37 protein-coding genes are annotated in these 19,621 nt (G+C 56.8%); all 37 read left to right on the top strand.

Annotation, left to right across the window (positions count from 1 at the left end):
- Positions 1-82 precede the first annotated feature (82 nt).
- Entirely contained in the window at positions 83-391 is a 309-nt protein-coding gene (gene rpsJ / locus A6M21_RS11515; RefSeq protein ID WP_066668943.1) for a 30S ribosomal protein S10, read from the top strand.
- 33 nt (positions 392-424) lie between these two features.
- Entirely contained in the window at positions 425-1,054 is a 630-nt protein-coding gene (rplC, locus tag A6M21_RS11520) for a 50S ribosomal protein L3 (RefSeq protein ID WP_066668945.1), read from the top strand.
- A 24-nt stretch (positions 1,055-1,078) separates the two neighbouring features.
- A complete protein-coding gene (gene rplD / locus A6M21_RS11525) occupies positions 1,079-1,702 on the top strand; it encodes a 50S ribosomal protein L4 (RefSeq protein WP_066668947.1) in 624 nt (207 codons plus the stop codon).
- Positions 1,702-1,989 (top strand): 50S ribosomal protein L23, encoded by a 288-nt coding sequence (gene rplW / locus A6M21_RS11530; RefSeq protein ID WP_066669045.1) that lies wholly within the window; start codon positions 1,702-1,704, stop codon positions 1,987-1,989. The genes rplD and rplW overlap by 1 nt, the downstream gene beginning before the upstream one ends.
- A gap of 53 nt (positions 1,990-2,042) precedes the next feature.
- On the top strand, positions 2,043-2,867 hold the full coding sequence (rplB, locus tag A6M21_RS11535; protein ID WP_066668949.1) for a 50S ribosomal protein L2: 825 nt from the start codon (positions 2,043-2,045) through the stop codon (positions 2,865-2,867).
- A gap of 24 nt (positions 2,868-2,891) precedes the next feature.
- Entirely contained in the window at positions 2,892-3,176 is a 285-nt protein-coding gene (gene rpsS / locus A6M21_RS11540) for a 30S ribosomal protein S19 (RefSeq protein ID WP_066668951.1), read from the top strand.
- A 53-nt stretch (positions 3,177-3,229) separates the two neighbouring features.
- Positions 3,230-3,568, top strand: a complete 339-nt coding sequence (rplV, locus tag A6M21_RS11545; RefSeq protein WP_066668953.1) for a 50S ribosomal protein L22 — start codon at positions 3,230-3,232, stop codon at positions 3,566-3,568.
- Positions 3,569-3,580: 12 nt separating this feature from the next.
- Positions 3,581-4,249, top strand: a complete 669-nt coding sequence (gene rpsC / locus A6M21_RS11550; RefSeq protein ID WP_066668955.1) for a 30S ribosomal protein S3 — start codon at positions 3,581-3,583, stop codon at positions 4,247-4,249.
- A gap of 3 nt (positions 4,250-4,252) precedes the next feature.
- Entirely contained in the window at positions 4,253-4,687 is a 435-nt protein-coding gene (gene rplP, locus A6M21_RS11555; RefSeq protein ID WP_066668958.1) for a 50S ribosomal protein L16, read from the top strand.
- Positions 4,677-4,880 (top strand): 50S ribosomal protein L29, encoded by a 204-nt coding sequence (gene rpmC, locus A6M21_RS11560; RefSeq protein WP_066668964.1) that lies wholly within the window; start codon positions 4,677-4,679, stop codon positions 4,878-4,880. The genes rplP and rpmC overlap by 11 nt, the downstream gene beginning before the upstream one ends.
- Positions 4,881-4,899: 19 nt before the next feature.
- Positions 4,900-5,163, top strand: a complete 264-nt coding sequence (gene rpsQ / locus A6M21_RS11565) for a 30S ribosomal protein S17 (protein WP_066668974.1) — start codon at positions 4,900-4,902, stop codon at positions 5,161-5,163.
- A gap of 42 nt (positions 5,164-5,205) precedes the next feature.
- On the top strand, positions 5,206-5,574 hold the full coding sequence (rplN, locus tag A6M21_RS11570) for a 50S ribosomal protein L14 (protein ID WP_066668976.1): 369 nt from the start codon (positions 5,206-5,208) through the stop codon (positions 5,572-5,574).
- A 20-nt stretch (positions 5,575-5,594) separates the two neighbouring features.
- On the top strand, positions 5,595-5,915 hold the full coding sequence (gene rplX, locus A6M21_RS11575) for a 50S ribosomal protein L24 (protein ID WP_066668978.1): 321 nt from the start codon (positions 5,595-5,597) through the stop codon (positions 5,913-5,915).
- Between the two features lie 24 nt (positions 5,916-5,939).
- Positions 5,940-6,482, top strand: a complete 543-nt coding sequence (rplE, locus tag A6M21_RS11580) for a 50S ribosomal protein L5 (RefSeq protein WP_066668980.1) — start codon at positions 5,940-5,942, stop codon at positions 6,480-6,482.
- A gap of 77 nt (positions 6,483-6,559) precedes the next feature.
- Positions 6,560-6,745, top strand: a complete 186-nt coding sequence (locus tag A6M21_RS11585; RefSeq protein WP_066668985.1) for a type Z 30S ribosomal protein S14 — start codon at positions 6,560-6,562, stop codon at positions 6,743-6,745.
- A gap of 15 nt (positions 6,746-6,760) precedes the next feature.
- Positions 6,761-7,159, top strand: a complete 399-nt coding sequence (rpsH, locus tag A6M21_RS11590) for a 30S ribosomal protein S8 (RefSeq protein ID WP_066668986.1) — start codon at positions 6,761-6,763, stop codon at positions 7,157-7,159.
- 48 nt (positions 7,160-7,207) lie between these two features.
- Complete coding sequence (gene rplF / locus A6M21_RS11595; RefSeq protein ID WP_066668987.1) at positions 7,208-7,756, top strand: 50S ribosomal protein L6; 549 nt, start codon at positions 7,208-7,210, stop codon at positions 7,754-7,756.
- 23 nt (positions 7,757-7,779) lie between these two features.
- Positions 7,780-8,148 (top strand): 50S ribosomal protein L18, encoded by a 369-nt coding sequence (rplR, locus tag A6M21_RS11600; RefSeq protein WP_066668988.1) that lies wholly within the window; start codon positions 7,780-7,782, stop codon positions 8,146-8,148.
- A gap of 26 nt (positions 8,149-8,174) precedes the next feature.
- Positions 8,175-8,675 carry a 30S ribosomal protein S5 gene (gene rpsE, locus A6M21_RS11605; RefSeq protein ID WP_066668989.1) on the top strand — a complete coding sequence of 167 codons (501 nt, stop codon included), beginning with the start codon at positions 8,175-8,177 and terminating at the stop codon, positions 8,673-8,675.
- A gap of 11 nt (positions 8,676-8,686) precedes the next feature.
- On the top strand, positions 8,687-8,866 hold the full coding sequence (gene rpmD / locus A6M21_RS11610) for a 50S ribosomal protein L30 (protein WP_066668990.1): 180 nt from the start codon (positions 8,687-8,689) through the stop codon (positions 8,864-8,866).
- 14 nt (positions 8,867-8,880) lie between these two features.
- Entirely contained in the window at positions 8,881-9,357 is a 477-nt protein-coding gene (rplO, locus tag A6M21_RS11615) for a 50S ribosomal protein L15 (protein ID WP_066668992.1), read from the top strand.
- Positions 9,358-10,623: a preprotein translocase subunit SecY gene (secY, locus tag A6M21_RS11620; protein ID WP_066668995.1), complete on the top strand. Its 1,266-nt coding sequence runs from the start codon at positions 9,358-9,360 to the stop codon at positions 10,621-10,623.
- A 15-nt stretch (positions 10,624-10,638) separates the two neighbouring features.
- Positions 10,639-11,385 (top strand): type I methionyl aminopeptidase, encoded by a 747-nt coding sequence (gene map, locus A6M21_RS11625; protein ID WP_066669048.1) that lies wholly within the window; start codon positions 10,639-10,641, stop codon positions 11,383-11,385.
- Positions 11,386-11,400: 15 nt separating this feature from the next.
- The gene (locus A6M21_RS11630) at positions 11,401-11,709 is read left to right on the top strand and encodes a KOW domain-containing RNA-binding protein (RefSeq protein WP_066668997.1); all 309 of its coding nucleotides are present in this window, start codon (positions 11,401-11,403) and stop codon (positions 11,707-11,709) included.
- 51 nt (positions 11,710-11,760) lie between these two features.
- Entirely contained in the window at positions 11,761-11,979 is a 219-nt protein-coding gene (gene infA / locus A6M21_RS11635; protein ID WP_066668999.1) for a translation initiation factor IF-1, read from the top strand.
- Positions 11,980-12,003: 24 nt separating this feature from the next.
- Entirely contained in the window at positions 12,004-12,117 is a 114-nt protein-coding gene (rpmJ, locus tag A6M21_RS11640) for a 50S ribosomal protein L36 (RefSeq protein WP_015617468.1), read from the top strand.
- Positions 12,118-12,157: 40 nt separating this feature from the next.
- Positions 12,158-12,529, top strand: coding sequence for a 30S ribosomal protein S13 (gene rpsM, locus A6M21_RS11645; protein WP_066669001.1), 372 nt, complete (start codon positions 12,158-12,160; stop codon positions 12,527-12,529).
- An 18-nt stretch (positions 12,530-12,547) separates the two neighbouring features.
- Positions 12,548-12,937 carry a 30S ribosomal protein S11 gene (gene rpsK, locus A6M21_RS11650; RefSeq protein WP_066669003.1) on the top strand — a complete coding sequence of 130 codons (390 nt, stop codon included), beginning with the start codon at positions 12,548-12,550 and terminating at the stop codon, positions 12,935-12,937.
- 34 nt (positions 12,938-12,971) lie between these two features.
- Entirely contained in the window at positions 12,972-13,598 is a 627-nt protein-coding gene (rpsD, locus tag A6M21_RS11655) for a 30S ribosomal protein S4 (protein WP_066669005.1), read from the top strand.
- A 72-nt stretch (positions 13,599-13,670) separates the two neighbouring features.
- The gene (locus tag A6M21_RS11660) at positions 13,671-14,618 is read left to right on the top strand and encodes a DNA-directed RNA polymerase subunit alpha (RefSeq protein WP_066669007.1); all 948 of its coding nucleotides are present in this window, start codon (positions 13,671-13,673) and stop codon (positions 14,616-14,618) included.
- Between the two features lie 12 nt (positions 14,619-14,630).
- Entirely contained in the window at positions 14,631-14,969 is a 339-nt protein-coding gene (rplQ, locus tag A6M21_RS11665) for a 50S ribosomal protein L17 (RefSeq protein ID WP_066669009.1), read from the top strand.
- A complete protein-coding gene (locus A6M21_RS11670) occupies positions 14,962-15,849 on the top strand; it encodes an energy-coupling factor transporter ATPase (RefSeq protein WP_242868834.1) in 888 nt (295 codons plus the stop codon). The genes rplQ and A6M21_RS11670 overlap by 8 nt, the downstream gene beginning before the upstream one ends.
- Before the next feature lie 148 nt (positions 15,850-15,997).
- Complete coding sequence (locus A6M21_RS11680) at positions 15,998-16,849, top strand: energy-coupling factor transporter ATPase (RefSeq protein WP_066669013.1); 852 nt, start codon at positions 15,998-16,000, stop codon at positions 16,847-16,849.
- A 4-nt stretch (positions 16,850-16,853) separates the two neighbouring features.
- Positions 16,854-17,657 (top strand): energy-coupling factor transporter transmembrane component T family protein, encoded by an 804-nt coding sequence (locus A6M21_RS11685; protein ID WP_066669015.1) that lies wholly within the window; start codon positions 16,854-16,856, stop codon positions 17,655-17,657.
- 2 nt (positions 17,658-17,659) lie between these two features.
- Positions 17,660-18,445 carry a tRNA pseudouridine(38-40) synthase TruA gene (truA, locus tag A6M21_RS11690; RefSeq protein WP_078060603.1) on the top strand — a complete coding sequence of 262 codons (786 nt, stop codon included), beginning with the start codon at positions 17,660-17,662 and terminating at the stop codon, positions 18,443-18,445.
- 136 nt (positions 18,446-18,581) lie between these two features.
- Positions 18,582-18,998, top strand: coding sequence for a 50S ribosomal protein L13 (rplM, locus tag A6M21_RS11695; protein ID WP_066669058.1), 417 nt, complete (start codon positions 18,582-18,584; stop codon positions 18,996-18,998).
- 23 nt (positions 18,999-19,021) lie between these two features.
- Positions 19,022-19,414, top strand: coding sequence for a 30S ribosomal protein S9 (gene rpsI / locus A6M21_RS11700; RefSeq protein WP_066669017.1), 393 nt, complete (start codon positions 19,022-19,024; stop codon positions 19,412-19,414).
- Positions 19,415-19,621 lie beyond the last annotated feature (207 nt).

Genomic DNA, 19,621 nt, shown 5'->3' on the forward strand with positions numbered 1-19,621 from the left:
ACCTCGGTGATCGAGTAGCGCTACGGCAGGGGGGCATTCCCGCCCTCCTGCCCGTCTTGTACCGGCGAAAGGAGGTAGACAGGTGAAAAACCAGAAAATCAGAATCAGGCTCAAAGCCTTTGATCACCATATGCTGGATCAGTCGGCGCAAAAGATCGTGGACACGGCCAGGCGGACGGGAGCCAGTGTGGCCGGGCCGATTCCCCTGCCGACGGAAAAAAACATTTACACCATTTTACGTTCACCGCATGTAAACAAGGATTCCCGGGAGCAGTTTGAAATGCGTACGCACAAGCGGTTGATTGATATTCTGGAACCCACGCCCAAGACGGTGGACGCCTTGATGCGTCTGGACCTGCCCGCGGGTGTGGACATTGAGATCAAGTTATAGGTGCAGTCAGGTGGAGGAGGTGTGATCAGTACGATGCCAAAGGGCATTATCGGCAAAAAAGTAGGCATGACGCAGATTTTCACCGAGGCCGGAAAAGCGGTGCCGGTGACTGTGGTCGAGGCGGGTCCCTGTTATGTAGTGCAGAAAAAAACCGCCGCCCAGGACGGGTATGCGGCCATTCAGCTGGGCTTCGGCGAAAAAAGGGAACGCCTGGTCAGCAAACCGGCAAAAGGCCACTTTACCCGGGCCGGTGTCAAGCCGTTGCGCTTTTTAAGGGAATTCCGGGTGGAAGATCCGGAAAGCTATCAGGTGGGCCAGGAAGTAAAGGCCGACATTTTTGCTCTCGGTGAAAAGGTGGATGTGGTCGGAACATCCAAAGGACGCGGATTTGCCGGCGGGATTAAAAGACACGGTTTTCACCGCGGACCGATGGCTCACGGTTCCAAATACCACCGCCGGCCAGGTTCCCTGGGGGCAAAAGGCCCGGCCCGGGTGTTCAAGGGCAGGAAACTGCCCGGACATTACGGAGTGGAAAGGGTAACGGTGCAGAACCTGGAAGTGGTGCGGGTGGATGCCGGACGCAACCTGCTGGCCATCAAGGGAGCCCTCCCCGGACCGCGGGGCGGCCTGGTGCTGGTGAAAAACACCACCAAGGCGCGTTGACAAGCAACGGAAGGAGGAAGCACGATGCCTAAGGTAGCGTTGTATAATATCAGCGGCGAGCAAGTTGGTGAGATTGAATTGAGTGACGGTGTTTTTGGTATTCCCGTGCACCGGCAGGCATTGCACGACGCTGTGGTGATGCAGCAGGCCAGCCGCCGGCAGGGCACCCATGATACCAAAACCCGGGGTGAAATACGGGGCGGCGGCCGCAAGCCATGGCGGCAGAAAGGTACCGGACGCGCCCGGCACGGCAGCACCCGCTCCCCGATCTGGCGGGGCGGCGGTACGGTTTTCGGCCCGCATCCGCGGGACTACAGCTACAAACTGCCCCGTAAAGTATACCGGTTGGCTCTGCGGTCGGCACTCTCGTCCAAGGTGGAGGACGGTAAAATCCTGGTCCTGGACGAGCTGAAACTGACCATGCCCCGGACCAGGGAAATGGTGCGCATCCTGGACAACCTCAGGGTTGACGGACCGGCGCTGGTGGTGATCTCCGGCCGGGACGAAAATGTGATTAAATCGGCGCGCAACATTCCCGGCATCAAGCCCGTGTCCACCGAGGGCCTGAATGTTTACGACCTGCTGGCACACGGTATGCTGGTCATTACCAGGGATGCGGTGTCCCGGGTGGAGGAGGCGCTGGCATGATGAAAAACCCGCGGGATATATTAAGACGCCCGGTGGTCACCGAAAAGAGCATGGCCCTGCAGGCTGAAAACAAATATACCTTTATCGTGGACCCGGGGGCGAACAAGGTTGAAATCAAGAAGGCGGTCGAAGACCTGTTCAAGGTCAAGGTGGAAAAGGTGCACACCCTGCGTGTAAAAGGCAAGCTCAAGCGGGTGCGCAATGTGTGGGGCCGCCGGCCGGACGTGAAAAAAGCCATTGTGACCCTCAAGGAAGGGAATAAGATCGAGCTTTTTGAAGGAGTATAAGGTTCCTTTCCCGGCGCCGCCGGGCAGGGGACTGCTTTAAGGAGGTAACCCGGGTGGCAGTCAAGAAATTCAAGCCGACGTCTCCGGGACGCCGGTTTGTTACCGTATCGACCTTTGAAGAAATCACCAGCACCGAGCCGGAAAAATCGTTGCTTCAACCATTGAAGAAAAAGGCCGGCCGTAACGACGGGGGCCGTCTGACCGTGCGTCACCGCGGCGGCGGTCATAAGCGCATGTACCGCGTCATTGATTTTAAACGGGAGAAGGATGGCATTCCGGCCAAAGTGGCCACTATTGAATACGACCCCAACCGTTCGGCGCGCATCGCGTTATTGCATTATGCGGACGGCGAAAAGCGCTACATCATCGCCCCGTTGGGCCTGGAAACGGGCATGACGGTGGTTTCCGGTCCGGATGCGGATATCAAGACGGGGAATACGCTGCCCCTGCGCAATATTCCGCTGGGCACCATGGTGCACAACATCGAACTGTATCCGGGCGGCGGCGCGCAGCTGGTCCGCTCGGCCGGAACGGCGGCGCAGGTGATGGCCAAGGAAGGGAAGTATGCCCACATCCGCATGCCGTCGGGGGAAATGAGGCTGCTGCTGCAGAATTGCCGGGCCACCATCGGCCAGGTCGGCAATGTGGAACACGAAAATATCACCATCGGTAAAGCGGGACGTTCCCGCTGGCTGGGCATCAGACCGACCGTACGCGGTGTAGTGATGAACCCGGTGGACCACCCGCACGGCGGTGGTGAGGGGCGTTCCCCGATCGGCCGCAACCCGGTCACTCCCTGGGGCAAACCGGCCCTGGGCGCCCGTACGCGGAAGAAGAAACCGAGCGATCGCCTGATCGTCAAGAGAAGAAGCAAGTAGCGTTGAGGGAGGTGTGCAAAGATTATGGGTCGTTCCTTGAAAAAAGGCCCTTACTGTGAAGAAAAACTATTAAAAAAGATTGAGGATATGGAGGCCAGGGGGGACAAGCGGGTGATCAAAACCTGGTCCCGCCGTTCCACCATCTTTCCTCAAATGATCGGCCACACCATTGCCGTTCATGACGGCCGCAAACATATCCCGGTTTATATTACCGAGGACATGGTCGGGCATAAGCTGGGTGAATTCGCCCCGACCAGGATGTTTCGCGGTCACGGCGCGCATACCGAACGGTCCACTTCGTTGAAGTAGTGTTTTTACCGGAGACTTGCCGGTATATGACGGCGGCAAAGGAGGTCTTGTAAATGGAAGCCAGGGCAATGGCCAAATATATCCGCATCTCGCCCCGTAAAGTGCGCCAGGTGGTCGATCTGATCCGGGGCAAGGATGTTTCGCAGGCGCTGGCCATCTTGAAGTTTTCACCCCAGCGTGCTTCGGTGCCGGTGGCCAAGGTGGTCAAATCAGCGGCGGCGAATGCCGAGCACAATTTTGAAATGAACCGGGATGATCTTTATGTTGCGGCGGCCTATGTAGATCAGGGGCCGACACTGAAGCGATTTCAGGCCAGAGCAATGGGGCGGGCGGATGTTTTGCGCAAAAGAACCAGCCACATTACCGTGGTGGTCAAGGAAAAAAACAGCTAAAGGAGGGATAATGTGGGCCAGAAAGTACACCCCAAGGGACTGCGTATCGGCATTATCAGGGACTGGGAAGGCAAGTGGTTTGCCGACAAAAAGAATTTTGCCGGCCTGTTGCATGAAGACGTCAGGATTCGTAAATATATCAAGCACAAGCTGTTTGCGGCCGGCATTTCCCGCATTCAGATCGAACGGGCGGCCAACCGCATCCGGATTGCCATTCATACCGCCAAGCCGGGCATTGTGATCGGACGCGGCGGCGCGGAAGTGGAAAACCTGCGCCGTGAGCTGGAAAAAACGACCGGCAAAAGCGTGCATATCAATATCGTGGAAATAAAGACGCCGGAAATCGACGCCCAACTGGTGGCGGAAAACGCCGCCGCCCAGTTGGAAAAAAGGGTTGCCTTCCGGCGGGCGATGAAGCAGATTATTTCCCGGGCAATGAAAATGGGCGCCAAGGGTGTGAAAATCTCCTGCAGCGGCCGGCTGGCCGGTGCGGAGATTGCGCGTACAGAATGGTACAGCGAGGGCAAAGTACCCCTGCACACCCTGCGGGCGGATATCGACTATGGATTTGCCGAGGCCAAAACCACCTACGGAAAAATCGGGGTTAAAGTTTGGATTTATAAAGGAGAAGTACTGCCGGAGGCGAAGCAAAAGGTTGCTGCCGGCCAAGGAGGCGAATAGGCGTTGCTCATTCCCAAGAGGGTAAAATACCGCAAGCAGCACCGGGTCAGAGATTTGAGCGGCCGGGCCAAGGGCGGCACCGAGGTGCATTTCGGCGAATTCGGACTGCAGGCGCTCGAACCGGCCTGGATTACCAACCGTCAGATTGAGGCGGCCCGTATTGCCATGACCCGTTACATCAAACGTGGCGGCAAGGTGTGGATCCGCATTTTCCCCGACCGGCCGGTGACGGCGAAACCAGCCGAGACACGTATGGGCAGCGGCAAGGGCGCACCGGAATACTGGGTGGCGGTGGTCAAACCGGGCCGGGTTATGTTTGAACTGGCCGGCATCAGCGAGGATATCGCCAGGGAGGCCATGCGCCTGGCGGCCCACAAGCTGCCCATCAAGACCAGATTTGTGAAACGCGGGGAAGTGGGTGAGGTTAATGAAGAGTAAGGAACTGTGGGAAATGACAAATGAGGAATTGCTCAAAAAACTGGACGATTCCAAGGATGAACTCTTCAAACTGAGATTCCGGCTGGCCACCAACCAGCTTGACAACCCCATGAAAATAAAGGAAACGCGCCGTGACATCGCCCGCGTGAAAACCATCATCCGGGAACGGGAACTGGGCATTAAACGGGCTTAGAGGAAGGGGGTAAAAAGGAATGGAGGAACGCAATCAACGCAAGGTACGCACGGGCCGGGTGGTAAGCGATAAAATGGATAAAACCGTGGTGGTGGCGGTCGAAACATTGGTCAGGCACCCCCTGTATCAGCGTACCATCCGCCAGACTAAAAAATTCAAAGCACATGACGAGGAAAATGCTTGCCGGACCGGCGATAAAGTGCGCATCATGGAGACCAGGCCCCTGTCCAAGGATAAACGCTGGCGGGTGCTGGAAATTCTGGAGCGGGCCGAGGAACTGTAAGCCGGCCCCCTTAAACGGATTGCCGTATTGGAGGTGTAGGGATTGATTCAGGAACAGACCATGCTCCGGGTGGCGGATAACACCGGTGCGCGCCGTCTGATGTGCATCCGGGTGCTGGGCGGCAGTCTGCGCCGTTATGCCAGTCTGGGCGATGAAATAGTTTGTTCGGTAAAAGAGGCCACGCCCGGCGGCGTTGTTAAGAAAGGCGATGTGGTCAAGGCGGTGGTGGTGCGCACAAACAAGGAGGTGCGCCGTCCCGACGGGTCGTATATCAAATTTGACGAAAATGCCGCAGTAATCATCAAGGATGACAAAAGCCCCCGGGGAACCCGTATTTTCGGACCGGTGGCCCGGGAACTGCGTGATCGGGACTACATGAAGATTGTTTCACTGGCTCCCGAGGTCATCTAGTCATTCGGAGGTGTTTTAGGATGCCCAAAGTACACGTGCGCAAAGGCGACACGGTGCTGGTACTGACCGGTAAAAACGCCGGCAAGCGGGGCAAGGTGCTGTCAGTGGAACCCGCCAAAAGCCGGCTGATCGTGGAAGGCGTCAATGTGGTCAAGCGGCACACAAAACCGACGCAGCGCATGCCCCAGGGGGGCATTGTGGAAAAGGAAGCGCCGGTGCACAGCTCAAATGTGATGCTGGTCTGCAACAAGTGCAGCAGCCCCACCCGGATCGCCAAAAAGGTCTTGGACGATGGCAAGAAGGTGCGGATTTGTAAAAAATGCGGGGAAACGCTTGGATAACCCGCCGGAAGGGAGGGAGCGGCAATGCCGAGGTTGAAAGACAGGTACAGGGATGAAATTATTTCTGCCATGATGCAGAAATTCGGCTATAAAAATGTGATGCAGGTGCCCCGCCTGGAAAAAGTAGTGCTCAGCATGGGTGTGGGCGAAGCCATTCAAAATAGTAAGGTCATGGATGCGGCGGTAAATGACATGATGTATATTTCCGGTCAGCGTCCGGTGGTTACCAAGGCTAAAAAATCCATCGCCGCCTTCAAGCTGCGTCAGGGGATGAGTATTGGATGCAAGGTGACCCTGCGCGGCGACCGGATGTATGAGTTCGTGGATAAGCTGTTCAATGTGGCCCTGCCACGGGTGCGCGATTTCCGCGGAGTCTCGCCCAGGTCTTTTGACGGCCGGGGCAATTATACGATGGGGATAAAAGAACAGCTCATCTTTCCCGAGATTGAATATGACAAGATCGACAAAGTGCGTGGCATGGACATTATTTTTGTCACCACCGCCCGTACGGATGAAGAAGCGCGGGAATTGTTGAGGCTGTTGGGCATGCCTTTCAAGGCGGCGTAAATGGCCTGCAGCGCAAAGGGCGCAGTTTTACCGGCCCGCTTTTCCGCGACGGGTTTCATGGCAAAGGGGGGAAAACAGTGGCCAAGAAATCGATGATTTATAAAGCCATGAGTGAGCCGAAGTTTAAAGTGCGCAAATACAACCGGTGTAAATTATGCGGGCGGCCGCATGCGTATATGCGCAAGTTTGGCATTTGCCGCATCTGCTTCCGGGAACTGTCCTACCGCGGTGAGATTCCCGGTGTACGCAAGGCCAGCTGGTAAAAGGGGGTAGTTTACATGGTCATGACGGATCCTGTGGCCGATTTCCTGACCCGTATTCGCAATGCCAATACGGTTTATCATGATACAGTGGAAGTTCCGGCGTCCAGGGTGAAAAAAGCCATTGCCGGCATTCTGAAAGAAGAAGGATTGATCCGGGATTACGAATTTGTGGAAGATGGTAAACAGGGTGTGGTACGCGTTTATCTTAAATACGGGTCGAACAAGGAACGGGTAATTACCGGACTGAAACGGATCAGCCGCCCGGGATTGCGTGTTTACGCCCGGAAGGATGCCATTCCGAAAGTGCTGGGCGGTTTGGGAATTGCCATCTTGTCCACCTCCCGGGGGATTGTATCGGATAAAAAGGCCAGAAAATTGGGTGTGGGCGGCGAGGTTATCTGTTACGTATGGTAGCGGCCCGCAAAAAACAACCGAACAGGACGTAAACAGGAGGTGTGAGGCATGTCCAGAATCGGCAGACAGCCAATTCCCCTGCCCCAGGGTGTTGAAGTGGAGGTTGACGGCGCGGCGGTAAGGGTTAAAGGTCCGAAAGGCCTGCTGGAGAGAGAACTGCACCGGGATATGAGCATCCGGGTGGAGGACGGCCGGATCGTGGTGGAACGCCCGTCGGATGACAAATTGCATCGTTCCCTGCACGGCCTCACCCGGACACTGATCAACAATATGGTGCTGGGTGTGACCCGGGGCTTTGAAAAATCACTGGAACTGACCGGAGTGGGTTACCGGGCCAGCAAACAGGGCAACAAACTGGTGTTGGCGGTCGGGTATTCGCATCCGGTGGAGATTGTTCCCCCGTCAGGGCTGGAAATTGACGTTCCCGCTCCGACCAAAGTGGTTGTCAAGGGTATGGACAAGGAAAAAGTGGGCGCGCTGGCGGCAAATATCCGGGCGGTTCGGGAACCGGAACCATACAAGGGCAAGGGAATAAAGTATGAAGGGGAACGGATCCGCCGCAAGGCCGGCAAAGCCGGCGGTAAGGGCAAGAAGTAGGGGAAAGGAGTTGAACGGCAAAGATGATCACCAAACCAGACCGGAAAAAAATACGGGCTAAGCGTCAGCTGCGCATACGCAACAAGATTGCCGGCTCGGCCGGCCGGCCGCGTCTCAACGTATTCCGCAGCCTGCAGCATATCTATGCCCAGCTTATTGACGATCAGCACGGCACTACGCTGGCCAGCGCTTCAACCCTTTCGCCCGAGTTGAAAGGACAGTTCAACGGCAACAGCAACCGGGCGGCGGCTGCGGCGGTAGGCAAACTGCTGGCCCAAAAGGCGCAGGAAAAAGGAATCAAAGCAGTTGTTTTCGACCGTGCCGGTTATGTCTATCACGGCCGGGTCAAAGCCCTGGCCGAAGCGGCCCGGGAAGGCGGGCTGGAATTTTAATTTGTGTCGAAAAAGGAGGGAAACATTTGTCCAGGATTGATGCCAACAAACTGGAATTATCCGAGAAAGTAGTATATATTAATCGTGTGGCCAAAGTGGTCAAAGGCGGCCGCCGGTTCAGCTTTTCAGCGCTGGTGGTGGTCGGCGACGGCAGCGGCCGGGTGGGGAGCGGCCTGGGCAAGGCGGGCGAGGTGCCCGAGGCCATTCGCAAAGGAGTTGAAGATGCCAAGAAAAACATGGTTCCGGTTCCTCTGGCGGGAACAACCATTCCGCATGAGGTGATTGGTGTGTTCGGCGCCGGCAAGGTGTTGCTGCGTCCAGCCGCCCCCGGTACCGGCGTGATTGCCGGCGGACCGGTACGTGCCATTCTGGAACTGGCCGGCATCCGGGATATCCTGACCAAATCGCTGGGTTCCAATAATGCCAACAATATGGTGCACGCCACCATGGTGGCCCTGAAGAGCCTGAAAACACCGCAGGAAGTGGCCCGCTTGCGGGGCAAGACGGTGGAAGAATTGCTGGGATAGGGGGAATGGTTATGGCCAAGTTGAAAATTACTCTGGTGAAAAGCCTGATCGGCCGTCCCGCGAACCAGCGGATTACCGTGCGCACGCTCGGCCTGGGTAAACTGAACAGTTCGGTGATTCAGGCCGATACACCGCAGATCAGGGGTATGATCAACAAGGTTTCTCACCTGCTTAAAGTTGAAGAGGCATAACGGTTCGGGGGAAAATGCAAAAGAACATAGCAGGAGGTGTTAATGTGGTCCAACTTCATGAACTGAAACCAAACAAAGGGGCGCGTAAGAAGCCCACCCGCAAGGGGCAGGGGGTCGGTTCCGGCCTTGGAAAAACCGCCGGGCGGGGGCAAAAGGGACAGAAGGCGCGATCCGGCGGCGGAGTGCGGCCGGGCTTTGAAGGCGGCCAGATGCCGTTGCAGCGCCGTTTGCCCAAACGCGGTTTCTCCAATGCCCCGTTCAAAAAAGAGATCATTGCCATCAACCTGGATATGCTGAACCGTTTTGATAACGGCGCGGTTATTACACCTGAAACGTTGCTGGAAGCCCGGGTAATCAAGAAAACCGGTGACGGGGTGAAGATCCTCGGCCAGGGGGAACTGGAAAAATCGCTTACCGTTCAGGCGCATGCTTTCAGTAAAGCGGCGGCGGAGAAGATCGTGGCCGCCGGCGGCAAAGCCGAGGTGATCTAGTTGCTGGAAAGCATGAAAAACGCCGTCAAGGTGGATGAACTGAGGAAGAAATTGCTTTTCACCGTGCTCATGCTGCTGGTTTTTCGCATCGGGGCGCATATTCCAGTGCCCGGGGTGAACGCGAAAGTATTTGCGGATCTGGTCAATAAGGGCGTACTTTTTGGTTTCTTTGACACCATCTCCGGCGGGGCGTTCAAAAACTTTTCCGTTTTCGCCATGAGCATCATGCCCTACATTAACGCCTCGATTATCATTCAGCTCCTGACGGTGGTCATACCCACACTGGAGCGTCTGGCCAAGGAAGGGGAAGAAGGACGGAAAAAGATCACCCAGTACACCCGTTATTTGACGGTGGTACTGGCCTTTATCCAGGCTTTCGGCATGACCGTCGGTTTGCGGAACCAGCACGTGCTGATTTCGCCTAATGTATTTTCTTATATTCTGGTGGCGCTCACCCTGACCGCCGGTACGGCCTTCCTGATGTGGATCGGTGAACAGATTACTGAAAAAGGAATTGGCAACGGCATTTCGTTGCTCATCTTCGCCGGTATTGTATCCCGCATACCGGCCGGCATCGTGCGTACGGTACAGTACCTGCAGGCGGGGACAATCAACGTGGTCAGTATTTTGTTGTTGTTGATCATCGGTGCCGTGGTAATTGCCGCCATTGTCACCGTGCAGGAAGGACAACGGCGCATACCGGTGCAGTACGCCAAACGGGTGGTCGGCCGGCGGGTCTACGGCGGACAGAGCACCCACCTGCCGCTGCGGGTGAACCAGGCCGGTGTGATTCCGGTGATTTTCGCCGCATCGATTATGATGTTTCCCCAGCAAATCGCCACCTGGTTTCCCAACAACTGGTTCGCCACCTGGTACCTGAACTACTTTGCCTGGGGAACGGCGTTGCATAGCATCTTATATGCCCTGCTGGTGATAGGCTTTACCTATTTTTACACCGCCGTGATTATGAATCCGGTGGATATAGCCGACAACATCAAGAAATACGGCGGCTTCATTCCCGGCATCCGTCCCGGGCGTCCGACGGCGGAGTACATCAGCCGGGTGATGAGCCGGGTGACACTGGCCGGAGCCGTCTTCCTGGCGCTGATCGCCGTATTGCCGAACTTTGTGCTGGTGGCCACCCGGATTCCGAATGTATATTTCGGCGGCACATCACTGCTCATTGTGGTTGGTGTGGCCCTGGACACGATGAAACAAATGGAGTCCCACATGCTGATGCGCAGTTACCAGGGATTTATCAAATAGATGGAGATGGCCCTGATGATTACCGTAAAATCACCGCGCGAACTTTCCTATATGCGTGACGCCGGGCATATAGTGGCAGGAGTGCTGGATGAACTTTCCCGGGCCGTTAAACCGGGAGTAACTACCGGCGAACTGGATCGCCTGGCCGAGGACTTTATCGTCGCCAGGGGGGCCAAACCGGCGTTTAAAGGCCTGTACGGCTTTCCGGCCACGATCTGCGCCTCGGTCAACGAGCAGGTGGTGCACGGCATTCCCGGTTTAAGAGCGCTGGAAAATGGAGATATTATCAGTATTGATGTCGGAGCGGAAATAAATGGCTATTTTGGTGATGCAGCGGCGACTTTTCCAGCCGGCGAGATCAGCCCGGAGGCCGGGAACCTGTTAAAAGTAACCGAGGAATCGCTTTTTGCCGGCATTGCCCGGGCGCGGGAGGGGAACCGGCTTTCCGACATCTCGCATGCCGTGCAAAGTTTTGCGGAAAGCCGGGGTTATTCCGTGGTCCGGGATTATGTCGGGCACGGCATCGGCAGGAGCATGCACGAAGAACCACAGGTACCCAACTTCGGCAAGCCCGGGCGCGGACCAAGACTGAAGGCGGGAATGACATTAGCGGTTGAACCGATGGTCAATGCGGGCACTTATGAGGTGCGCACACTTGCGGATAATTGGACGGTGGTTACCAAAGACGCCCGGTTGTCGGCACACTTTGAGCATACAGTGGCTGTTACCGGCGGTAAACCCGAGATCCTGACCCGATTGTAGCCGGAGGTGGCCGGGATGAATACAAGGATTGCTCCCGGAAGGCTGGTTGTTTCCACCGCCGGCAGGGACAGCGGAAAATTCTACCTTATCCTGGATTTGGCCGGTGACAATATGGTCTGGTTGGTCAATGGCCGGGATCGCAAGCTGGCGGCGCCGAAAAAGAAAAATACCAGGCATATCAAAGTGTATCCCCGGTTGGCGGCAGAAGTGGCAGCCAAAATTGCATCCGGTCAGCGCGTAAATGATCAGGATATTCGCAAGGCGTTGACACATTTACTGAACGGTCCGGAACAAAATCCGGATCCGGAACCCGGCGGCCGGTAGCCCGGGTAACGCTGACCGGTTATTGCCCAGTAAGGAGGTTTGCCCAAACTAATGTCAAAGCAAGATGTGATTGAAGTTGAAGGTACCGTGATTGAGCCGCTTCCCAATGCCATGTTCCGGGTGGAGCTGCAGAACGGGCACCGGGTGCTGGCGCACGTATCCGGAAAAATCCGCATGAATTTTATCCGCATTTTATCCGGCGACCGGGTGATGGTGGAGTTGTCGCCATATGATTTGACCCGGGGCCGGATTGTGTACCGTTATAAATAATCATGCCCAAAAGAGGTGGGTTAAATGAAAGTCCGGCCCTCTGTAAAACCGATTTGTGAAAAGTGCAAGGTAATCAAGCGGAAAGGTAGAGTTATGATCATTTGTGAAAATCCCAAACACAAGCAAAAACAGGGTTAAATATGTTTGCCGGAGAATTATCAGGAGGTGTGTGTAAAAGGTGGCACGTATTGCAGGGGTGGACCTGCCCCGGGATAAGCGGGTGGAGGTCGCCCTGACCTATATTTTTGGCATTGGCCGGCCGACCTCCCGGAAAATTTTGACTCAAACCGGAGTCAACCCGGATACCCGGGTGCGGGACCTGACGGAGGAAGAAGTAACCCGGCTCAGGGAGAGTATTGAAAAGAACCACCACGTGGAAGGCGATCTGCGCCGGGAAATCGCCCTGAACATCAAGCGGTTGATTGAAATCGGCTGTTACCGCGGCCTGCGTCACCGCCGCGGCATGCCTGTACGTGGCCAGCGCACCAAGACCAACGCCCGTACACGCAAAGGACCGCGTAAAACGGTGGGCGTCAGACGTAAGAAATAAGGAGGCTTGTGGATAAATATGGCACGCAGACCTGTGCGTACGAAGCGCCGCGAACGTAAGAACATTGAACACGGGGTGGCACACATCCGGTCCACCTTCAACAATACCATTGTAACCATCACCGACACCCGGGGCAACGCCCTTTCCTGGGCCAGCGCCGGCACGGTCGGCTTCAAGGGTTCCCGTAAAAGCACCCCTTTTGCGGCCCAGATGGCTGCTGAAACTGCGGCCAAAGAAGCCATGGAACACGGTTTGAAACAGGTGGAAGTAATGGTCAAAGGGCCAGGCGCGGGCCGGGAGGCGGCGATCAGATCCCTGCAGGCCGCCGGTCTGGAAGTAAACATGATCAAGGATGTTACTCCCATTCCCCATAACGGGTGCCGGCCGCCGAAACGCCGCCGGGTATAATGTTTACAATAAAAAGGAGGTTTTGATTATTTAGATGGCCAGATATACAGGTGCGCAATGCCGGCTCTGCCGTCGTGAAGGCGCTAAACTCTATCTGAAGGGCGACCGTTGTTATACGGGCAAATGCGCCATCGACCGGCGTTCTTACGGACCGGGCATGCACGGCCAGTCCCGCAAGAAGGTCAGTGAATACGGCGTGCAGCTCAGGGAAAAGCAAAAGACCCGCCGTATTTACGGGGTACTGGAAAAGCAGTTTAGCAATTATTTTGAACGGGCCGAGCGTCAGAGCGGGGTAACCGGTGAAAACCTGCTCCGTCTTTTGGAACGGCGCCTGGACAATGTGATCTACCGTTTGGGACTGGCCAGTTCCCGTACGGAAGCCAGGCAACTGGTCCGGCACGGCCATTATACCGTAAACGGACGAAGAGTGAGTATTCCTTCCTTCTTGGTCCGGGTTGGGGACGTCATCACAGTGCATGAAGGCAGCAAGGAATCCCCGCGCATTAAAGAGTTGCTGGAGCGGGCGGCCGACAAAACCCCGCCGGCCTGGCTGGAGTATTCAGCCGGGCAGGCCACGGGGACAGTGGTAGCTCTCCCGGCGCGTGACCAGATCGATGCCCCGGTGCAGGAACACCTGATTGTGGAGCTGTATTCGAGGTAAGCCGGCCTTTTACAATGAGTCGGCAAAAACCGGTCTGTCCGGGCGCGGTCCGGCTAAAGGGGGTTACCATGTATGCTGGAAATTGAAAAACCCAGGATCGAATGTGTGGAAGCCAACGATGAGGAGCATTACGCCAAATTTGTAGTGGAACCGCTGGAAAGGGGATACGGCATTACCCTGGGCAATTCGCTGCGGCGTATTTTGCTGTCATCCCTGCCGGGGGCGGCTGTTACCTCAGTGAAGATTGAAGGGGTGCTGCACGAGTTTTCCACCGTACCGGGAGTCAGGGAAGACGTCACCGATATTATTCTCAACCTGAAAAACCTGTGCCTGAAAATGTACAGTGACGAGGATAAAATTGTGCGTGTGGAGTCCCGGGGAGAGGGTGCTGTAAGAGCGGGTGATATTATCCACGACTCCGATGTGGAAATTTTAAACCCGGATTTGCATATCGCCACCTTGTCCAGCAATGCCCGCCTGTTTATGGAAATAACCGTAGCCAAAGGGCGGGGCTATGTTTCCGCCGAGCGGAATAAAAAGGGAGATCATATTATCGGCGTTATTCCGGTGGACTCGGCCTTTACGCCCATCCGCAAGGTCAATTTTACAGTGGAAAACACCCGGGTGGGCCAGCGCACTGACTATGACAAGCTGACCCTGGAAGTTTGGACCAACGGCAGCATCCGCCCCGACGAGGCGGTCAGCCTGTCGGCCAAAATCCTGGGCGAGCATTTGCGGCTGTTCGTCGGACTTACCGAGGCCGTGGACGACGTGGAGATTATGGTCGAAAAAGAAGAAGAGAAAAAAGACAAGATCCTCGAAATGAGCATCGAAGAACTGGATCTATCCGTACGCTCCTATAATTGTCTTAAACGGGCCGGGATCAATACAGTGGAAGAGCTGATTCAACGCAACGAAAATGAAATGATGAAAGTACGGAATTTGGGCAAGAAATCGCTGGAAGAGGTCATAAACAAGCTGCATGAATTGGGTGTGGACCTGCGCAACACTGATGATTGAGGAGGGATGGAGATGGGATATCAAAAGCTGGGCCGGAACACCGGTCACCGGCGGGCCATGTTACGCAACCTGGTTACTTCCCTGTTCCGGGACGACCGCATTCACACCACGGAAACCCGGGCCAAGGAAGTGAAAAGCGTTGCCGATAAAATGGTCACGCTGGCCAAAAGGGGTGATCTGGCCGCGCGCCGCCAGGCATTGGAATATATCTATGACGAACGGGTGGTACGCAAGCTGTTCAATGATCTGGGGCCGAAATTTGCCGAGCGCCCGGGCGGTTATACACGCATAGTCAAAATGGGTTACCGGCGGGGTGACGCGGCGCCGCTGGTAATCCTGGAGCTTGTCTGATCCGGTTGTCACCGGGCAACTGCCGCCGGCCGGGGAGCCATTGATTGAAATCCGCGGCCTGCACTTTGTTTATAACCAAAGCGCTGCCGGATCCGGGGCGGCATTAAAAGATATTCACGGCGATATCCGCCGGGGCGAGTTTCTGGCCGTAATCGGTCCGAACGGTTCGGGTAAATCCACCCTGGCCAGGCAGCTCAATGGACTGCTATTGCCCACTGCCGGAACTGTGAAAGTGGCCGGCATGTATACCAACGATCCGGCCCGCTGCTGGGAAATCCGCCGCCGGGTGGGGATGGTTTTTCAAAACCCGGACAACCAGCTGGTGGCGGCCGTAGCAGAGGAGGATGTGGCCTTCGGTCCGGAGAATCTCGGCCTGCCGCCACCGGAAATTCGCCGCCGGGTTGACGGGGCGCTGCGTTTGACCGGTCTGGGCGCTCAACGGCTGCAGGCGCCGCACCTGTTGTCCGGCGGCCAGAAACAGCGTCTGGCTATTGCCGGTGTGCTGGCTATGCGCCCCTGCTGCCTGGTGCTGGATGAGCCGACGGCCATGCTGGATCCGGCCGGCCGGCGGGAAGTGCTTCAGACCCTGCGCGGTTTGAACCGTGAGGAAGGCATCACGGTGGTGCTGATCACCCACTTTATGGAGGAAGTGCTGTTCGCCCACCGGGTTTGGGTTTTGTCGGACGGACGGCTGGTCATGGAGGGAACACCGCAGGATGTTTTTGACCGGCGGGAAAAACTGCAGGCAGTTAATCTGGCCCTGCCGGGGGCGGTGGAATTGGCCCGCCGGTTGAGAAACGCCGGTTATCCGGTGCCGGCAAATGTTTTGACGGCGGATGAACTGGTTGAAGCGCTGGCCGGTCTGGCCGCCGGGCGGTAGTTGGCCGCTCCGGAACCCGGACGCCGGCAACCGGTGCAATGAGGTTGCGGTGCCTTCAGCGCTCCAGTTGCCCGACGATTACCGGCTTGCATTTGCCTTTCCCGTGACCGCGGCCGGCGGACGGGCGGTGTTGACGGAGGCGTAAGGCGTGATAACGGTAAACAATCTGACGCATATCTATGCGCCGGGAACGCCCCTGGAAACAATTTCGCTGCGAAATATCAACCTGCAGATCAGCCGGGGGGAGTTTGTTGCCCTGGCCGGACCCACCGGTTCGGGTAAATCCACCCTGGCACAGCATTTTAACGGGCTGCTGCTTCCCTCGGCCGGCTGTGTGCTGGTCAATGGCATGGATACCCGGGATAAGAAGAAACGCCGCGAATTATGGCGGACGGTGGGACTGGTTTTCCAGTATCCCGAACAGCAACTCTTTGAAGAAAATGTTTTTGCCGAGGTGGCCTTCGGACCGCGCAACATGGGCCTGGACAGGCGGGAAGTGGAACGGCGGGTGCGGCGGGCGCTGGAAATGACCGGGCTTGAATATGATACCGTCAAAAGTATGTCCCCGTTTATGCTTAGCGGCGGCCAGCAGCGCCGGGTGGCCCTGGCCGGCATTCTGGCTGTTGAACCGCCGGTGCTTGTTCTGGATGAACCGGCGGCCGGTCTGGACCCGGCCGGACGCCGGCACTTGCTGGAACAAATCAAGGCGTGGCAACTGTCCCGCGGCACAACAGTTATTTTAATTACTCACAATATGGAGGACGCAGCCCGCTATGCCGACCGGATGGTGGTGCTGCTCAAGGGGGAAAAATGGCGGGAGGGCACACCGCGGCAAATTTTCGGCCAACCGGAAGGGTTGCACGAGGCCGGCCTTGATTTACCCCTGCCGGCCGGGGTGATGTTCGGTTTGAAAGAAAAAGGACTGGCCGTGCGCTGCGACACCCTCACCCTGGATGAAGCGGAGCAGGAGATTAAAACCGTGCTGCCCGGCGGGAAGTGAGAGCATGTTTGACGGCCTGACGATCGGACAATTTATACCGGGTGATTCATTAATTCACCGCCTGGACCCGCGGACCAAAATTGTCACTACCATTTTGCTTGTCGCCGCAGTCATGCTGGCCGGAAGCTGGCCCGCTTACCTCGTTCTGAGCATCCTGCTCCTGGCTGTGTTTACACTGGCCGGTATTCCGCCCGGCATGCTGTGGCAAAACCTGCGCCCGTTCTGGTTTATCCTGGGAATCACTTTTTTGCTGCAGATTTTTTTTACGCCCGGGGAAGTTGTTTTTACCGCCGGGCCACTGCACGTGACCAGGCCTGGTCTCGCACTGGGCGGGCAAATATTGTGGCGTTTGACGGTTTTGATCCTGGCCGGTTTCCTGCTTACGGCAACCACTTCGCCGTTAAAGCTGACCGCCGGTCTGGAGTGCCTGCTTGCCCCGGGTAAGCGTTTTGGTGTGCCGGCGCATGAACTGGCCATGATGATGACCATCGCCCTGCGTTTTATACCCACCCTGTTCAGTGAAGCGCAAACAATCATGAAAGCACAGCAGTCCCGGGGGGCGGATTTCATGCAAGGCGGACTGTGGGGGCGGGTCAGGGGCATTGTGCCCCTGCTGCTGCCACTTTTTGCCGGCGCCTTCCGGCGGGCGGAGGATCTGGCCACGGCCATGGAGTCCCGCTGCTACCGGGGGGGCGCGGGACGCACCAGGATGGAGGAGCTGTCCCTGAGGGGTATTGATTTTGGTGCGCTGATCCTGTGCGTGGCGTTGTTCTCACTCATTTTGGGATTGCGCTGGCGGGGCTGGTAACGGTGCGTAATATCAAGTTGATCATAGCATATGACGGCACCGGATATCACGGCTTTCAGGAGCAGCGGGGCAGCGGGCTGAAAACAGTGCAGGAAGTGCTTGAAAAGTCCCTGTCCCGTCTGGCCGGCCGGTCCGTGCGCGTGATCGGTGCCGGACGCACCGATGCCGGAGTGCATGCCCGGGGCCAGGTGGTCAACTTTGACGCGGCAGGTTGGAACATACCGCTGGAACGCGTGGCGCTGGCCGTAAACGGACTGCTGCCGCCGGACATAGCGGTTTTAAAGGCGGCCGAAGTGGAAGAAGGTTTTCACGCCCGTTTTTCTTCTACAGCCAAGACGTATTGTTATACGTTGTACAACAGCCGCGTGCCGTCACCTTTTTATCACCGTTACAGCCTGTTTGTACCCCGGCCGCTGGATTTGGCCGCCATGCAGGCGGCCGCCGGACAACTGGTGGGGGAACATGACTTTGCTTCCTTTCAGGCGGTGGGCACGCCGGTCAAAACCACCGTACGCACATTGTACAATGCGGAGGTGGGTGCGGAAGCGGATCTGGTCCGCCTGATCTTCCGGGGAAACGGTTTTCTTTACAATATGGTGCGGATAATGGCGGGCACATTGCTGGAAGTAGGCCTGGGAAAACGGCCGTCCGGAGAAATAGCGGCCATTCTTGCCGCCCGTGACCGCACCCGGGCCGGGCCGACGGTACCCCCCCGGGGGCTGTGCCTGGAGGAAGTGGAGTATGGGCGGGAAGGCAACCGGCTTGACAGAGCGGGTCGGCGGTATTAAAATACTAACATGTGGTTTTTTGCGATTTTGACCGGCCTTTAGCCCCGGGGCCGCGCGCCGCAACAGCACACCAAAACGGACAGTACCGGCCCGGCGGGCCGTCGTACCGAGGAGGAAGTCGGAAGTGAAAACATTTATGGCCAAGCCAGGAGAAATAGAACGCAAATGGTTTATCATTGACGCCGAGGGCAAACCGCTCGGCCGGCTGGCCGCCGAGGCGGCACGCATTCTGCGCGGCAAGCACCGGCCGCAGTTTACTCCCCATGTAGATACCGGCGATCATGTAATTGTGATTAATGCGGAAAAAGTGGTGCTCACCGGCAACAAGCTGCAGCATAAAAAGTATATCCATCATTCGGGCTATCCCGGCGGCTTGAAAGTGACGGGCTATGACAAGCTGATGCAAACCCGTCCGGAACTGGCCGTGCAAAAAGCAGTCACCGGCATGCTGCCGCACAATAGCCTGGGTGCGGATATGGCCAAAAAACTGCGGGTTTACCGTGGGACGGAACACCCGCATCAGGCCCAAAAACCGGAAGTCTGGTCCCGGTAACCGTTTAACAAGGAGGAAAGAAAGTGGCTCAAGCAAAATTCTACGGCACCGGGCGGCGCAAAAATGCCATCGCCCGCGTTTATCTGGTCCCGGGCGAAGGGAAGATGCTCGTCAACCGGCGGGAAGTGGCCAATTATTTCGGCCGCAAGGTACTTGAAATGTCCGTGCGCCAGCCGCTGGAATTAACCGGTACGGGCGGCCGTTTTGACGTCATCGTGAACGTATCCGGCGGAGGGGTCAGCGGCCAGGCCGGCGCGGTCAGACTGGGCATCGCGCGGGCGCTGGTTCAGGCCGATCCCGGCCTGCGCCCGTCGCTTAAAAAGGCCGGTTTTCTCACCCGTGACCCGCGGATGAAGGAAAGAAGAAAATACGGCCTCAAAAAGGCCCGGCGTGCGCCGCAATACTCCAAGCGTTAAATCAAGGAAGGGCAACCTTCCTTTTTTCTTGCAGAAAAATACCGGTTATCAAGAGCTTGCGGAATCAAGGGGCCGCAACCGGCTTCCGGCGGCATGACGGATATTGCCGGCAAGCCATATTGTGCCGCGCCCGGTGTGCAGCCGGCTGATATTGTGCGGAAGAAACGGTCCTGGTGGAAGCATTGGAACAAGGATGGATCTTCATGT

The sequence above is a fragment of the Desulfotomaculum copahuensis genome (assembly GCF_001655685.1).
Classification (GTDB): domain Bacteria; phylum Bacillota; class Desulfotomaculia; order Desulfotomaculales; family Desulfovirgulaceae; genus Desulfotomaculum_G; species Desulfotomaculum_G copahuensis.